This window comes from Stenotrophomonas sp. 86428_Sma (genome assembly GCF_056481585.1).
This window is the reverse complement of sequence record NZ_CM151156.1, coordinates 568,720-583,428: the sequence shown is the minus strand read 5'-3', so window position 1 is coordinate 583,428 and position 14,709 is coordinate 568,720. Positions and strand designations below refer to the sequence as shown.

At 64.6% G+C, this 14,709-nt stretch carries 13 protein-coding genes; 3 read left to right on the top strand and 10 right to left on the bottom strand.

Going from position 1 to position 14,709, the window contains the following annotated elements; translation table 11 throughout:
• Nucleotides 1–23: 23 nt before the first annotated feature.
• The 7 genes from ACZK3J_RS02615 to ACZK3J_RS02585 form a co-directional block, all read right to left on the bottom strand.
• Nucleotides 24–1,382 carry an ABC transporter ATP-binding protein gene (locus tag ACZK3J_RS02615; RefSeq protein ID WP_100437818.1) on the bottom strand — a complete coding sequence of 453 codons (1,359 nt, stop codon included), beginning with the start codon at nt 1,380–1,382 and terminating at the stop codon, nt 24–26.
• A complete protein-coding gene (locus ACZK3J_RS02610; protein ID WP_100437817.1) occupies nt 1,372–2,166 on the bottom strand; it encodes an ABC transporter permease in 795 nt (264 codons plus the stop codon). The genes ACZK3J_RS02615 and ACZK3J_RS02610 overlap by 11 nt, the downstream gene beginning before the upstream one ends.
• A gap of 2 nt (nt 2,167–2,168) precedes the next feature.
• Nucleotides 2,169–3,350, bottom strand: a complete 1,182-nt coding sequence (locus ACZK3J_RS02605) for a cystathionine gamma-synthase (RefSeq protein WP_100437816.1) — start codon at nt 3,348–3,350, stop codon at nt 2,169–2,171.
• A 123-nt stretch (nt 3,351–3,473) separates the two neighbouring features.
• The gene (locus tag ACZK3J_RS02600; RefSeq protein ID WP_032127973.1) at nt 3,474–4,844 is read right to left on the bottom strand and encodes a pyridoxal-phosphate dependent enzyme; all 1,371 of its coding nucleotides are present in this window, start codon (nt 4,842–4,844) and stop codon (nt 3,474–3,476) included.
• Between the two features lie 299 nt (nt 4,845–5,143).
• Nucleotides 5,144–5,380: an HP1242/YdcH family protein gene (locus tag ACZK3J_RS02595; RefSeq protein WP_004154075.1), complete on the bottom strand. Its 237-nt coding sequence runs from the start codon at nt 5,378–5,380 to the stop codon at nt 5,144–5,146.
• Nucleotides 5,381–5,704: 324 nt separating this feature from the next.
• Nucleotides 5,705–6,589: an OmpA family protein gene (locus ACZK3J_RS02590; protein ID WP_423163253.1), complete on the bottom strand. Its 885-nt coding sequence runs from the start codon at nt 6,587–6,589 to the stop codon at nt 5,705–5,707.
• Nucleotides 6,586–6,951, bottom strand: coding sequence for a DUF4398 domain-containing protein (locus ACZK3J_RS02585; protein ID WP_049398394.1), 366 nt, complete (start codon nt 6,949–6,951; stop codon nt 6,586–6,588). Before ACZK3J_RS02585 ends, ACZK3J_RS02590 begins: the two co-directional genes overlap by 4 nt.
• A gap of 121 nt (nt 6,952–7,072) precedes the next feature.
• Between ACZK3J_RS02585 and ACZK3J_RS02580 the strand changes: the two genes are divergently transcribed.
• The 3 genes from ACZK3J_RS02580 (at nt 7,073) to ACZK3J_RS02570 (ending at nt 11,049) form a co-directional block, all read left to right on the top strand.
• Nucleotides 7,073–8,200: a PilT/PilU family type 4a pilus ATPase gene (locus tag ACZK3J_RS02580; RefSeq protein ID WP_478476393.1), complete on the top strand. Its 1,128-nt coding sequence runs from the start codon at nt 7,073–7,075 to the stop codon at nt 8,198–8,200.
• Between the two features lie 130 nt (nt 8,201–8,330).
• Complete coding sequence (locus tag ACZK3J_RS02575; protein WP_134951925.1) at nt 8,331–9,608, top strand: putative DNA modification/repair radical SAM protein; 1,278 nt, start codon at nt 8,331–8,333, stop codon at nt 9,606–9,608.
• The gene (locus ACZK3J_RS02570) at nt 9,589–11,049 is read left to right on the top strand and encodes a UdgX family uracil-DNA binding protein (protein ID WP_478476392.1); all 1,461 of its coding nucleotides are present in this window, start codon (nt 9,589–9,591) and stop codon (nt 11,047–11,049) included. The genes ACZK3J_RS02575 and ACZK3J_RS02570 overlap by 20 nt, the downstream gene beginning before the upstream one ends.
• A 45-nt stretch (nt 11,050–11,094) precedes the next feature.
• Here the strand turns inward: ACZK3J_RS02570 and maiA are convergent, their stop codons facing one another.
• The 3 genes from maiA to ACZK3J_RS02555 form a co-directional block, all read right to left on the bottom strand.
• Nucleotides 11,095–11,763: a maleylacetoacetate isomerase gene (maiA, locus tag ACZK3J_RS02565; protein ID WP_100437811.1), complete on the bottom strand. Its 669-nt coding sequence runs from the start codon at nt 11,761–11,763 to the stop codon at nt 11,095–11,097.
• Nucleotides 11,764–11,777: 14 nt separating this feature from the next.
• Complete coding sequence (locus ACZK3J_RS02560; protein ID WP_032127967.1) at nt 11,778–12,767, bottom strand: fumarylacetoacetate hydrolase family protein; 990 nt, start codon at nt 12,765–12,767, stop codon at nt 11,778–11,780.
• A gap of 260 nt (nt 12,768–13,027) precedes the next feature.
• Nucleotides 13,028–14,379 (bottom strand): IS3-like element ISStma2 family transposase gene (locus ACZK3J_RS02555; RefSeq protein WP_329916253.1). Its coding sequence is split into 2 segments (ribosomal slippage): nt 13,028–13,932 and nt 13,932–14,379, totalling 1,353 coding nucleotides; the frame shifts between segments, so codons are not numbered across the junction.
• Nucleotides 14,380–14,709 lie beyond the last annotated feature (330 nt).

Sequence of the window (14,709 nt, the reverse complement as noted above, 5' to 3'; positions counted from 1 at the left end):
AGTCGAGCGCGCACAGGGACCGCTCAGACATCGTTGTTCTGCAAGGTGATATTCAGCATCGGGATGCCGATGAGTCCAAAGCGCATGGTTTCGTCCAGCGCGCGGAATTCGAGGGCGTCGTGGATCCAGTGCTGCTGCGTGTGATCATGCAGGTCGCCGGATGCGACGGCTGCATCGATCATGTAGGAACCGGACGGCATCACCGGCATGCGGAACTGGAACGTGGCCTTCACCGTCTGCCCTGCCGCGCCGCCAACCGGAGCATCCCTGCAGGCGAAATAGCTGTTGTCGCCGAACAGGCGCTGGCCCAGCCGGTCCTTCACGTAGAAGCCGACGATCAGGTTGTCCAGCGACTCCTCCAGCTTCACCGCGACCTGCAGGGTGACCAGTTCACCCCCTTCGACCAGCGTAAGTGCGCCTCCGTCGTCGTCACGGATGGCCACGTCGACGATGCGCGCGCCCTGCGCGCCGAACTCCTGCCCGACATTGCCCGGATCGAATTCGAACAGCGCGATGCGGTTGATGACGCCCTCGTCGCGGAACTGCTCACGACGGAAATCGGGGGCTTCGGCGGTGCTGCGGCGCTGCTTCTTCTCGACCACGATGGTTTCGCCACCCACTTCACGCCGCCCCACCACGTGCTGTTCGGTCATGTACGCCTCGACCACCTCCTGCGAGGTGCCGGACAGACGCATGCGACCGTTCTGCAGCCACACGGCGTTCTCGCACAGATTGGTAACAGCGGCGGCATCATGGCTGACGAACAACAGCGTCCCGTTCTTCTGGAACTCGCGCAGGAAGCGCATGCACTTCTGCGAGAAGAACGCATCACCGACCGCCAGCGCCTCGTCGATGATCAGGATGTCGGCGTCGACATGGGCGATCACCGCAAAGGCCAGGCGCACCGACATGCCGCTGGAATAGCTGCGCACCGGCTGATCAATGAACTCACCGATATCGGCGAAGGCCAGGATGCTATCCAATCGCTGGTCGATCTGGGCACGCGACAGGCCCAGGATCGTCGCATTGAGGTAGACGTTCTCGCGGCCAGTGAATTCCGGATTGAAGCCGCTGCCCAGCTCAAGCAGCGCTGCCACGCGCCCCTTGACCTTGATGTTGCCCTCGGTAGGGTTGAGGGTGCCGGCGATCATCTGCAGCAGGGTCGATTTGCCGGAGCCATTGCGGCCGACAATGCCCACTGTCTGGCCACGACGGATCGAGAAGCTCACATCACGCAGCGCCCAGAAATCCTTGTAGAAGGACTTGCGCTTGCCCGCCAGCGCCTGCCACAGGCGATGCGAAGGACGCTCGTACATATGGTACGACTTGCCAACCCCGTTGACCTCGATGACGGTCTCGGCCACGGCGACTTCAGAGGACATCGGCAAACCCCACGCGCAGCTTGTTGAACAGGCGATGGCCAATGAAAGCAACCACGCAGGCGATCAGGGTGTACAGAGCCAGGCCGGTCCAATCCGGCAGGCGGCCCCAGATCACCACTTCGCGCACCTGGTTGATGATGAAGGTCAGCGGGTTGAGCTCGAACACGATGCGATAGCTGGCGGGCACCGACTCAACCGGAATGATCGCCGAAGACAGGAACAGCATGGCCGCTGCGATGACGCCGGCGATCTGGCCGATGTCGCGCAGGTACACCCCCAGTGCCGAGCTAATCCAACCGATGCCGACCGTCAGGATGACCAGCGGCAACACCACCACCGGCAACAGTACGGCGGTGGGATGGATGCTGCCCTTTACGCACAGATACAGCAGAAGCAACACGACCATGTTCATCAGCAGATGGAACAACGCCGACAGCGTCATGCTCCACACCAGGATGTCCAACGGGAACACCACGCGCTTGACATAGCTGGTGTTGCTCACGATCAACTGCGGCGCACGGGTGAAGCATTCCGCGAAGAAGCCATGCACCGTGAGGCCCGCGAACAGGATCAGCGCGAAATCCGTCGTGGAACCGGTCGATCCAGGCCAGCGCCCCTTCATGATGAAACCGAAGGCCATGGTGTAGACCAGCAGCATCAGGAACGGGCTGATCAGCGACCACAGCAGGCCGAAGCTGGCACCGCGATAACGCCCGAGGACTTCACGCTGAGTCAGTTCGAAGGTAAGCGAACGATGCTTCCCGAAGACCGAGAAAATGCTCATGCTCAGCGGTTCCCAGCCAACGCCCTTTCCAGATCCACCTGCAGATCCCCCAGATCCTCCACACCCACGCTCAGCCTTACCAGCGCGTCGCTGATCCCCAGCTGCTCGCGCCGCGCGACCGGGATCGAGGCATGCGTCATCACCGCCGGATGGTTCACCAGGCTTTCCACGCCGCCCAGCGACTCGGCCAGAGTGAACAGTTCGGTCTTCTCGCAGAAGCGCTTGGCCGCCTCGAAACCGCCCTTGAGCACGATCGAAACGATGCCGCCGTAACCGGCCATCTGCTTGCCGGCCAGCTCATGCTGCGGGTGCGACGGCAGGCCCGGGTAGATCACCTTTTCCACGGCCGGGTGCTTCTCCAGCCACTGGGCCAGCGCCAGCGCGTTGGCGCAGTGCGCCTTCATGCGCAGCGGCAGGGTCTTCAGGCCACGCAGGGCCAGGAAGCTGTCGAACGGGCCCTGCACACCACCCACCGAGTTCTGCAGGAAGGCCATCTGCTCCGCCAGTTCGGCGTTGTCGCCGACCACGACCATGCCGCCGACCATGTCCGAGTGGCCATTGAGATACTTGGTGGCCGAATGCAGGACCAGGTCCGCACCCAGTTCCAGCGGACGCTGCAGCATCGGCGAGGCGAAGGTGTTGTCGACGACGACGATCAGGCCATGGCGCTTGGCGATGGCAGCGACCGCGGCGATGTCGACGATCTTCAGCATCGGGTTGGTCGGGGTCTCGATCCACACCATCTTCGTCTTCGGCGTGATGGAGGCCTCGAACGCGGCCAGATCGGTCAGGTCGACGAAGCTGAAATCCAGCCCGGCGGTGCGGCGACGCACGCGCTCGAACAGACGGAAGCTGCCGCCGTAGATATCGTCCATTGCCACCACATGGCTGCCGGCGTCCAGCAGCTCGATCACGGTCGAGCTGGCCGCCATGCCCGAAGCGAAGGCGAAGCCGCGGGTGCCGCCTTCCAGCGACGCCACACAACGCTCATAGGCGAAGCGGGTCGGGTTGTGGGTGCGCGAGTACTCGAAGCCCTGATGCTCGCCCGGGCTGGACTGGGCGTAGGTCGAGGTGGCGTAGATCGGCGGCATCACCGCGCCGGTGCTGGGGTCGGGCGACTGGCCACCGTGGATGGCCAAGGTAGCCAGGGCCAGGGCGCGATCCTGGGAAGTTGCGTTGGACATGTTCTTTCCTGAGGGGCGCCGACGCACGGCGCCATCGAAGGTGCGGAAGTCTACCAGCGCGGCCTTAACGACCTTTGACGCGGATAAACCAGGATTCAGCAGTGAACGTCGGCGATCTGCGGCTTACTGCACGCGACGGCGCAGATAGTTCAGCAGATCGATACGGGTGATCAGGCCCAGGAAAGTGTCGCCGTCCATCACGATCGCCACCTGGCCGCGGTCGAACACCGGCAGCAGCGCCTCGATCGGCGACTTCACGTCCAGCCGGTCCAGCTTGCTGACCATCGCGGTGGCGACGGTGTCGCGGAAGCGTGCCTCATCGCCATACACGTGCAGCAGCACGTCGCTTTCGTCGACGATGCCGACCAGCTGCTCGCCGTCCATCACCGGCAGCTGCGATACGTCGTACAGCTTCATGCGCTGGTAGGCAGTGGTCAGCAGGTCGTTCGGACCGATCACCACGGTGTCGCGCTGGCCGTACGGGCGCAGGATCAGGTCGCGCAGGTCGCCGTGCTGCGGGCGCTGCAGGAAACCGTTGTCCAGCATCCAGTAGTCGTTGTACATCTTCGACAGGTACTTGTTGCCGGTATCCGGCACCAGCACCAGCACCTTCTTCGGCGTGGTCTGCTCCTTGCAGTACTTCAGGCCGGCGGCCAGCAGGGTGCCGGTGGACGAGCCACCCAGGATGCCTTCCTTGCCCAGCAGTTCGCGTGCGGTGTGGAAGCTCTCGGCATCGCTGATGGCATAAGCCTTCTTGACGCGGCTGAAATCGGAGATCGACGGCAGGAAGTCCTCGCCGATGCCTTCCACCAGCCAGCTGCCCGATTTGTCGTTCAGATTGCCGTCGTTGATGTACTCGGCCAGGATCGAACCGACTGGATCGGCCAGCACCAGTTCGGTCTTCGGCGACAGCTTGGCGAAGGCACGCGACAGGCCGGTCATGGTGCCGGAACTGCCGCAGCCGAACACGATGGCGTCCAGATCGCCGCCCATCTGTTCGAGGATTTCCGGGCCAGTACCGAATTCATGCGCGGCCGGGTTGTCCGGGTTGCCGAACTGGTTGATGAAGTAGGCGCCCGGGGTCTGCTCGGCGATGGTCTTGGCCAGGTCCTGGTAGTACTCCGGATGGCCCTTGGCCACGTCAGAGCGGGTCAGGCGCACTTCGGCGCCCATCGCCTTCAGATTGAAGATCTTTTCCCGGCTCATCTTGTCGGGAACGACCAGAATGAGCTTATAGCCCTTCTGCTGGGCCACCAGCGCCAGGCCCAGGCCGGTGTTGCCAGCCGTGCCCTCGACCAGGGTGGCACCGGGCTTCAGGTCGCCGCGCTTTTCCGCCGCCTCGATCATCGACAGGCCGATGCGATCCTTGATCGATCCGCCCGGGTTGGCGCTCTCCAGCTTCAGGTAGAGCTCGCAGACGCCGGTGTCCAGGCGCTGGGCCTTGACGATCGGGGTCTGGCCGATGAGTTCGAGGACGGAAGAATGGATGGGCATTCGGAGGACTTTCGGTTCGCGCCGCACAGGGCCGGACCGATGATTATCCGACGGATGGCGATGAAAGTCAGGTCGGCAGGGCCGCAGCCCGTCCACCGTAAAAAGAGATGCGGACAGCCCCGGATCGACGAGGAGACCGGTACCGCCCGCATCGGTGAGCTGTGCCTGCAGGCCAAGGCACCACGGCCTGTGGTGCCTTGGCGCGGCCGCCTCATCGGCGGTGCCGCGATGCCGGGGCAGGAGCGCCCGGCGGGGCCATCGATGGCCGGGTCACGCCGTTCCGGGCGTGACGGGGTGCGTCAAAGCGTGGGGGACGTCATTGGGAGCGGTGTTTCGTACATTCGCAGAAGTCGTTGCTTGGCCAGCAGCTTCTCGCGCTTCATGCGACCCAGGGTGACATCATCGATCGGGAGTACACCCAACTCCGCGTCCATGCACTTCTTGTTCAACTTGCGGTGCTGGTCATGGAGTGCCCTGAACTCCGGATCACGCGCGCGACGGGCGTCGATCTCGCTCTGGGGCTGATCTTCAAACATGATGGACCTCCTTCGACAGATACACGAACGCCCCGGCCGCAAGGCACGGGGCGTTGTTCATGGAGGAGCGCCGGTCGATGCCCACCTGGACGCCTGCAACGACCTGCGGCACTGGCCTGCGCACGTCGATCTGCTGCGGTTCGCGCCCTGTTTGCATCGGCCCGGCCCTCCTATCGTCCGGTCCGCGGCATTGCGTCCCGGACGATTGACCCTACGCCTGCTCAAGGCGGGGTACAAGACCCCTGCGTCAAAAAGACCGAACCCCGCCGGGGCGGGGTTCAGGCTGAATGCTCATCGCAACGAAAAACAAACAATATCAAGCAATTACGGGGCGATGATGACCTCGGCCGAGCGTGCCCGGGTGGACGCCGCCTTCTTGCCGCTGAGCTGGATCCGGTTGCTGGCGACACCGGCCGCGACCAGGGCATCGCGCAGCGCTTCGGCGCGTTTCTGGCCGACGCCGTTGGCACTGTCGTAGGCCTCGATGCGCAGGCGGCCCTTCTTGCCGATGTTCAGGTACTCGGCCAGTGCCTTGGCCTGGTTGCGGGCGCCACCGGACAGGCTGGAGGCGCCGGCGGCGAATGCGTCACCACTGAAGGTGAAGACCTCGCCACGGCCATCGAACTTCGAGCCCGGCAGCTTCTGCCCGGACACCAGCTCGGCTTCCTCGCGGGCCAGCTTGGCGGCGTTCTGCTGGGCGGCGCTGAGGCGCTGCTGCTGCTTGCCGGCCACGCTGGTCAGAGCATTCTCGGCATCCTGGCGGGCCAGGGTCTCGGCCTCGGCGGCCTGGCGCAGGCGCTCAGCCTCCTCGGCCTGCATCTGCGCCTGCATGCGCAGCTGCTCGGCCTCCTGGCGGGCACGGGCGGCATCGCGGCGGCTGGCCTCGATCAGCAGATCACTGCGGGTGCGCTCGAGGCGATCGACCTCACGCGCGGCCAATGCGGCACGCACGGCAGTCTCGGCAATCTCCACCCGGCGCTCGGCCAGGTAGGTGGCCAGCTCCTGGTCGCGGCGCTTGGCCTTGTCCAGGGTGGCGATGGCCTGCTGGGCCTGCATGCGCTCGAAGGCGCCCAGCTCAGCCGTGTCGGGATTGGCCTGGATGGCCATCAGACGCTGGCTCAGTTGCGCCACCATCGGGTTGTCGGCGGCCAGGGCCAGGGTCGGCAGCGCCAGCAGCGCAGCCAGGGTTGCGGCAGTCATCGGCTTCACCGGCGGTCCTCCCCGGTGGACAGCTGGCGTTGCAGCTGGTTGACCTCGTTGCGGCGCAGCTGCAGCTGCGCGGTGACGGTGGCTTCCTCGCTGCGGGCGCGGGCCAGGTCGGCATCGGCAGCGGCGCGCAGGGCGATCGCCGGGGCGTTCTTGCGCTCGCGGCGGTCGCCGGCAGCACGCTGGGCCTGTTCCAGCCCCTGCCGGGCCAGCCCGATCAGGTCCGGGGCGTACTGGTCGGCGTCGGCCTGGGTGGCCTTGTCGACCGCCTGCCGGGCCTGGGCCAGTTCCAGTGCGCCGTCCTGCGCCCAGGCGGGGGCAGACAGTGCGAATGCAAACGCCATCACATACAGGCCATGGCGCATTCGTGCGAAGCTAAGTCGTTTCATTGGGGAGGCCGTACCGGTTGTCGGTTCACGGCCATTGTCGTCAAGCCGACACCGTGCTGGCAACGGGCGTCGGCCGTTTCGTTGGGGAAAATTCGCAATGGATATCGGCTACTTCCTGAAGCTGATGACCGAAAAGAACGCTTCGGACATGTTCCTGACCACCGGAGCACCGGTCTACATCAAGATCGAGGGGAAGCTTTATCCGCTGGGCAACACCGGCCTGCCGCCGGGCATGGTCAAGAAGATCGCCTACTCGCTGATGGACGAAGGCCAGGTGCCGCAGTTCGAGCGCGAGCTGGAGCTCAACATGGCCATCGCCCTGCCCGATGCCGGGCGCTTCCGCGTCAACGTGTTCAAGCAGCGCGGCGAAGTGGGCATGGTCATCCGCGCCATCCGCAGCCGCATCCCGAGCATCGAGGAGCTGAACCTGCCGCAGGTGCTGAAGGACGTCATCATGACCCCGCGCGGGCTGGTGCTGGTGGTGGGGTCCACCGGTTCCGGCAAGTCCACCTCGCTGGCGTCGATGATCGACCACCGCAACAGCACCACCACCGGTCACATCCTCACCATCGAGGACCCGATCGAGTACCTGCACAAGCACAAGATGTCGATCGTCAACCAGCGCGAGGTCGGGCTGGACACCCATACCTTCCACAACGCGCTGAAGAACGCGATGCGTGAAGCGCCGGACGTGATCCTGATCGGCGAGATCCTGGATGCGGAAACGATGGAGGCGGCGATCGCCTTCGCCGAAACCGGCCACCTGTGCCTGGCCACCCTGCACTCCAACAACGCCGACCAGACCATCGAGCGCATCCTCAACTTCTTCCCGGAAAGCGCGCACAAGAACGTGCTGATGAACCTGGCGCTGAACCTGCGTGCGGTGATCAGCCAGCGCCTGGTGAAGAACAAGGAGGGCCGTCGCCTGCCGGCCACCGAGGTGCTGATCAACACGCCGATGATCCGTGACCTGCTGCGTCGCGGCCAGGTGCACGAGATCAAGGCGGCGATGGAAGGCTCGCTGGAGGAAGGCATGGAGAGTTTCGACCAGTGCCTGTTCCGTCTGGCCAAGGCCGGCATCATCGAGCAGGAGGAAGCGCTGCGCGCGGCCGACTCGCGCGATGGCCTGGCTCTGAAGTTCCGCCTGTCCGAAGGCAGCAGTGGCGAGCACGACCCGTACGCGGATTTCTCGGCCGGGCAGCCAAGCATCACCCACGGCTTCTGACCGCACGAAAAAGGGGACGGAGGGGATTAAGTCGTAAGTGCATTTACGACTTAATCCCCTCCGTCCCCTTTTCCTGAAGAATTCAGGGGCGGTCTCATCCAATGAGACCCCTCATCCGTAGGTTTCCTCAATGGAAACCATCCGCAAGCTGGCCATTCTGGCCGATGCCGCCAAGTACGATGCCTCCTGCGCCTCCAGCGGCTCGGGCAAGCGCGATTCGCGCGTCAGTGGCGGCATCGGCAGCACTGAGGGTATGGGCATCTGCCACAGCTATACACCCGATGGCCGCTGCGTTTCATTGCTGAAGATCCTGCTGACCAACTTCTGCGTCTACGACTGCGCCTACTGCGTGAACCGGGTCTCCAGCAACGTAGCCCGTGCGCGTTTCAGCGTGGACGAGGTGGTCGCACTCACCCTGGACTTCTACAAGCGCAACTACATCGAGGGGCTGTTCCTGTCCAGCGGCATCATCCGCAATGCGGACTACACCATGGAACAGATGGTGGAGGTGGCCCGGCAACTGCGCGAAGAACACCGCTACGCCGGCTACATCCACCTCAAGACCATTCCCGAGGCCTCGCCGGAGCTGCTGGCCAGCGCCGGGCGCTATGCCGACCGCCTGTCGATCAACGTGGAACTGCCGACCGAAGCCGGCCTGAGCGCCTTGGCGCCGGAGAAGACGGTGCATTCGATACGCGGCGCGATGGGCGAACTACGCTGGCGCATCGAGGAAGCCAAGGAGGCGCGCAAAGCCCCCGCAGCGATGGCACCGAGGGCCAGCCGCAGTCCACGCCCTCCCCGTTTCGCACCCGCCGGGCAGAGCACGCAGATGATCGTCGGCGCGGACGGGGCCAACGACCAACAGATCCTGGCCAGCGCCGATGCGCTGTACGGCAACTACCGCATGCGCCGGGTGTACTACTCCGCGTTCAGCCCGATTCCGGACGCCAGCCGGCAGCTGCCACTGCAACCGCCTCCGCTGCAGCGCGAACATCGCCTCTACCAGGCCGACTGGTTGCTGCGCTTCTACGGGTACGGCGTGGATGAGATTACCGATACCACCCAGGACGGCATGCTCGACCTGGATATCGACCCGAAAATGGCTTGGGCGATCCGTCACCCCGAGCGCTTTCCTGTGGATCTCAACCGCGCGCCGAAGGAAATGCTGCTTCGCGTACCCGGGCTGGGCGTGCGCAACGTGAAACGGGTGCTGATGACACGCCGCCACGGTCGCCTGCGGGTTGCCGATGTAGCACGCCTGAAGGCACCGATGAGCAAACTGCTTCCGTTTGTGCAGCTGGCTGACCACCATCCACGCAAATCGCTGGACGATCCGGCGGCGCTGCGCGCGCAGTTGGCCCCACCGCCTCGTCAGGGATCGCTGTTTGATGCACCGCCCGCCGCCTGACGCGCAGCGCTGGTCGCTGCGGGTGGACCCGCAGTGGTCGCTGCAGGCCTGGCGCGATGCTGCGCGCGAAGCGTTGCTGCGAGGCGTGGCCCCTCCTCAGCTGGACTGGCTGGAAGGGAGCGAAACGTCGTTGCTGGATGCGCCGGCCGTGCAGCGGGCGCCGATGCTGGCCGATGCCAGTGCACCCAACGTGCCCCGCGATTTCCTGGAACTGGCGGCCACCTGCCTGTGCCATCACGACCCCCAGCGACTGGCCTTGCTGTATCGCCTGCTGTGGCGCATCGTCCATGGCGAGCGTTCGGTGCTGAGCAACCCCGCCGACGCCGATGTCCTGCGCGCAACGGCGCTCGCCCAGGCCGTCCGCCGTGACACGCACAAGATGAAGGCATTCGTGCGCTTCCGCGAGGTGCCTGGCCAGCCTGATGCGTTCATCGCCTGGTTTGAGCCACAGCACCACATTGTCGACCGGGTCGCGCCCTTCTTCGCGCGCCGCTTCACCGGCATGCGCTGGGCGATCCTCACGCCTTCGCGCAGCGTCGCATGGGATGAGCAGGCGCTTGCCTTCGGCCCCGGCGCACGGCGCGAGGATGCCCCGGCCGAGGATGCGCGCGAATCACTGTGGCAGACCTACTACGCCAGCATCTTCAATCCGGCGCGACTCAATACACGGATGATGATGCAGGAGATGCCGGCAAAGTACTGGCGCCACCTGCCGGAGGCCCAGCTGCTGCCACGCCTGGTGCGCGATGCGGCCGACCGCGTGCAGGGAATGCATGACCGTCCCGCGCAGGCGCCGCAGCGCAGGATCCCCCTGCGCGCAGGTGTTGCGATGCCAGCAGCGGATGCCAGCAGTCTGGAGAATCTACGCGAACAGGCCAGCACCTGCCGCCAGTGCCCGCTGTGGGAGCAGACCACGCAGACCGTGTTCGGGCAGGGGCCTGCAGACGCCCGCATGATGCTGATCGGGGAACAACCTGGCGACACCGAGGATCTGCGCGGACAGCCGTTCATGGGTCCTGCCGGTCAGCTACTGGACCGTGCGCTGACCGAATTGGGAATCGATCGCGCGGGGCTGTACCTCACCAACGCCGTGAAGCACTTCCATCATGAACGGCGTGGCAAGGTGCGACTGCACAAGCGACCGGAAAGCCGGCACATCCAGGCCTGCCGCCCTTGGCTGATGGGTGAGATCGCGCGCGTGCGGCCCCAGGTGATCGTGTGCCTCGGCGCGACAGCGGCAGCCTCGGTGTTTGGTCGTGGGTTCGACCTCTCACGCGACCGCGGACGCTGGCACACCCTCGAGGACGGCACCCGCGGCTATGCCACGGTGCACCCGGCATGGGTATTGCGGCAGACCGACGATGCGCGCCGCGAGGATGCCTATCGGCTGTTCCGCGATGATCTGGCCCGATTGCAACAAAAAGGGGACGGAGGGGATTAAGTCGTTTGTGCACTTACGACTTAATCCCCTCCGTCCCCTCTACTTTCAGGCGGCGTCGGGCTGGTTTTCCGGGCGTGCGCGGTCGAAGGCGTCCAGTGCCTGGCAGGCAGCTTCGATACGGCGCAGGGTCGGGTACAGCGCCAGGTCCAGACCGAAGCGATGCGCGTTGTACAGCTGCGGCAGCAGACAGATATCGGCCAGGCCGGGACGGTCACCGTGGCAGAAGGTGCCCGTCGCGCTGCTGTTGGCCAACATTGCCTCCATGGCAGCGAAACCCTCGGCGATCCAGTGCAGGGTCCACTGCGTGCGGGCGTCGGCCGGCACCTGCAGGGTGCGCTCCAGGTACTGCATCACCCGCAGGTTGTTGATCGGGTGGATGTCGCAGGCCACCAGCTGGGCCAGCGCACGCACCCGCGCACGGCCGGCAGCATCGGCTGGCAGCAGCGGCACCTGCGGGAAGCGCTCATCCAGATACTCCAGGATCGCCAGCGACTGGGTCAGCGCATGCCCTTCATGCAACAGGGTTGGCACCAGCTGCTGCGGATTGAGCGCGCGATAGGCGTCAAGGTGCTGCTCGCCACCTTCGCGCACCAGGTGCACCGGCCGGGCTTCCCAGGCCAGGCCCTTCAGCTCCAGGCCGATGCGCACGCGGTAGGCGGCGCTGGATCGCCAGTAGGTGTACAGCACGATGCCGTCGTCGACCGGGATCTCCATCGCCGCCTCTCTGCTCAGGGCCTGGTCGCCTGTTCGATGCGCTGCTCGATCGCACCGAAGATGCTGTTGCCGGCGGCATCGAGCATCTCGATGCGGACCACGTCGCCGAAGGACATGAACGGCGTGCTCGGCTTGCCGTCGCGCAGGGTCTCCACCACGCGCTGCTCGGCGAAGCACGAGGCACCCTTGCTGGTGTCTTCGTTGGCGATGGTGCCCGAGCCAACAATGGTGCCGGCGCTGAGCGGACGGGTCTTGGCCGCATGCGCGACCAGCTGGGCGAAGTTGAACTGCATGTCCACGCCGGCTTCCGGCGCGCCGAACCACTGGCCGTTGATGTGGGTCAGCAGCGGCAGGTGCACCTTGCTGTCCTGCCACGCGGCGCCCAGCTCGTCGGGGGTGACGAACACCGGCGACAGCGCCGAGCGCGGCTTGGACTGCAGGAAGCCGAAGCCCTTGGCCAGCTCGCCCGGAATCAGGTTGCGCAGCGAGACATCGTTGACCAGGCCGACCAGCTGGATATGGCCTGCGGCCTGTTCCGGGGTGGCGGCCATCGGCACGTCGTCGGTGATCACCACGATCTCTGCTTCCAGGTCGATGCCATAGTCCTCGCTGACCACCTTGACCGCGTCGCGCGGACCGTAGAAACCGGCGCTGGTCGCCTGGTACATCAGCGGGTCGGTGTAGAAGCTCTCCGGCACCTCGGCGCCACGGGCGCGGCGCACGCGCTCGACATGCGGCAGGTAGGCGCTGCCATCGACGAACTCATAGGCACGCGGCATCGGCGCGGCCAGCGCCTGCGGGTCCAGGTCGAACACGCCATCGGCGTCGCCCGCGTTGAGCGATTCGTACAGGGCGTTCAGGCGCGGCGCGATGTGGCTCCAGTCCTCCAGGGCCTGCTGCAGGGTGGCGGCAATGCCGGTGGCGCGCACGCCGTGGCGCAGGTCACGCGAGACGACGATCAGGGTGCCGTCGCGGCCGCCTTCCTTCAAAGAACCAAGCTTCATGGGTGGGTGTCCGGAGTCGTGGGCAAACAAGTTTCAAGTGTAATCAAATCTGCGTCGACGCCAAGCTGCAGCGCGGCATCGGCCCACCCTACCGTAGTGGGGGGTTCGGCAGGGCTTGCAGCCCTGCACCTGCTTCAAGCCAGGGCAACGTCAACAGCAACAGCCGGCTCTGGGTTGTCTGTGAGCTGGGCGGGACGGTGTGGGTGGGCAGGACACGCCGTAAACCCGTCCCTGAAGTGACCCCCGAGACTTGGACGGGGTCAGGCGGCCGATTGGGCCTGCTCCCGGTACTTTATCGGGCTCAGACCTTTCAGTTTCAGTTTGATGCGTTCTTCGTTGTAGTACTGGATGTATTCCACCAGCCCAGCTTCCAGACTCTCGATGCTGTCAAAGCTGTTCAGGTAGAAGAATTCCGACTTCAGCGTCCCAAAGAAGCTCTCCATCGCCGCATTGTCCAGGCAGTTGCCGCGCCGGGACATGCTTTGCTTCAACGAGTGCTTTTCCAGCATATGCCGGTAGTTTTCATGCTGGTACTGCCAGCCCTGGTCGGAGTGGATCATGGGGCGCTCATCCGGGGAAAGCTTCTTGATGGCCTCCTCCAGCATTTGGCCCACCAGATCAAATACGGGCCGACGCTTGATCTGATAAGCCACGATTTCGCCGTTGTAGAGGTCCATGATCGGCGACAGGTACAGCTTCATGCCCTGCACCTTGAACTCGGTCACGTCAGTCACCCATTTCTGGTTGGGGCGCTCGGCATGGAACTGGCGATTGAGGTCATTGCCAACCACAACATTGGCCGCCCCCTTGAAGGCCTGGTAGCGCTTCACACGCACCCGCGATTTCAGTCCCATCTCCCCCATCAGGCGCTGAACCCGCTTGTGATTGGTCCGATGACCCTGATTGGCTAATTCCAGCGTCACCGTGCGATAGCCATAGCGCCCTTGGCTTTGATCGTAGATTGCACGGATGCGCTCGCACAGGGCTGCCTCATCCTGATCCGGATGGGCCAGGACATGGTTCTGGTAATAGAACGTACTGCGTGACAGCTCAGCTGCTTCGAGCAGAAGCGACAGCGTATGAACCTGCCTCAATCCTTGGACGGCTTGCGCTTTGCGTCCTGCGCCGCCTGCTCTTCCCGGATCAAGGCATCGAGTTTTTTTAGGTAGTCGGTCTCCGCACGCAGATAGGCGACTTCCTTGAGCAGCTCATCGCGGCTCATATCCTCAGGTGGCTTGGACGAACGGGTCTTTTTCATCGGCTTTCGGGGCGGCGGCGGAGGGGGTGCCAACGCTTGGGCACCGCCTTGAGCATACAGGCGCCGCCATCGTCCCACCGCGCCGGCATCGCCAATTTGAAAGTAGGTGGTGGCCTCCCGCCCGGACAGGCCGTCCTGGCTCATCTTCTCCAGGACAGCCAGCTTGAACGGGAGGTCATAGGACCGGGCCTGGCGATGAAATCCCCGCCAACCATGCAGCCGATAGGTCGCCACCCAGCGCCTGACCGTGGAGAACTCCAGGCCGTGGCGACGGGCAATGGCTTTGACCGATGTGGAGGTCTTGCAGGCCTCTTTGGCGACCTGCAGTTTGAAACGCGCGTCGTATTTGTTCATGTATCCCTCGGGGTTGGATCTGGTGTCCAACTCCCGGGGGTCACTTCACCCTGGGGGCTCGATGGCGCCATCCATGGCGCCAACGGTCCTGCCCACCCACACCGTCCCACCCCTGACAATTTCCCGATGACGGATCGAACATCCACATCATTCATCGTCGAAATCCGTCAGATATCGAAATTGATCGAATGAGATTCGACAGATCGCGGAAAACTCTCGAAGGCGGGGTGGGTCCGGTTGCGGGGGCGTGAGCCGCATGGATGCGGCGACCGAGCTTACATGGGTGAGGGCGCTTTGCTTGCGAAGCACCGCTTCGCAAGCACCCGAACG

Excerpts from the sequence above, each read along its gene's own strand:
- maiA (WP_100437811.1), bottom strand. The coding sequence starts at position 11,763 with ATGGAGATCCCGGTCGACGACGGCATCGTGCTGTACACCTACTGGCGA.
- ACZK3J_RS02615 (WP_100437818.1), bottom strand. The coding sequence starts at position 1,382 with ATGTCCTCTGAAGTCGCCGTGGCCGAGACCGTCATCGAGGTCAACGGG.
- ACZK3J_RS02575 (WP_134951925.1), top strand. The coding sequence starts at position 8,331 with ATGGAAACCATCCGCAAGCTGGCCATTCTGGCCGATGCCGCCAAGTAC.
- ACZK3J_RS02595 (WP_004154075.1), bottom strand. The coding sequence starts at position 5,380 with ATGTTTGAAGATCAGCCCCAGAGCGAGATCGACGCCCGTCGCGCGCGT.
- ACZK3J_RS02570 (WP_478476392.1), top strand. The coding sequence starts at position 9,589 with ATGCACCGCCCGCCGCCTGACGCGCAGCGCTGGTCGCTGCGGGTGGAC.
- ACZK3J_RS02600 (WP_032127973.1), bottom strand. The coding sequence starts at position 4,844 with ATGCCCATCCATTCTTCCGTCCTCGAACTCATCGGCCAGACCCCGATC.
- ACZK3J_RS02580 (WP_478476393.1), top strand. The coding sequence starts at position 7,073 with ATGGATATCGGCTACTTCCTGAAGCTGATGACCGAAAAGAACGCTTCG.
- ACZK3J_RS02560 (WP_032127967.1), bottom strand. The coding sequence starts at position 12,767 with ATGAAGCTTGGTTCTTTGAAGGAAGGCGGCCGCGACGGCACCCTGATC.
- ACZK3J_RS02605 (WP_100437816.1), bottom strand. The coding sequence starts at position 3,350 with ATGTCCAACGCAACTTCCCAGGATCGCGCCCTGGCCCTGGCTACCTTG.
- ACZK3J_RS02610 (WP_100437817.1), bottom strand. The coding sequence starts at position 2,166 with ATGAGCATTTTCTCGGTCTTCGGGAAGCATCGTTCGCTTACCTTCGAA.
- ACZK3J_RS02585 (WP_049398394.1), bottom strand. The coding sequence starts at position 6,951 with ATGCGCCATGGCCTGTATGTGATGGCGTTTGCATTCGCACTGTCTGCC.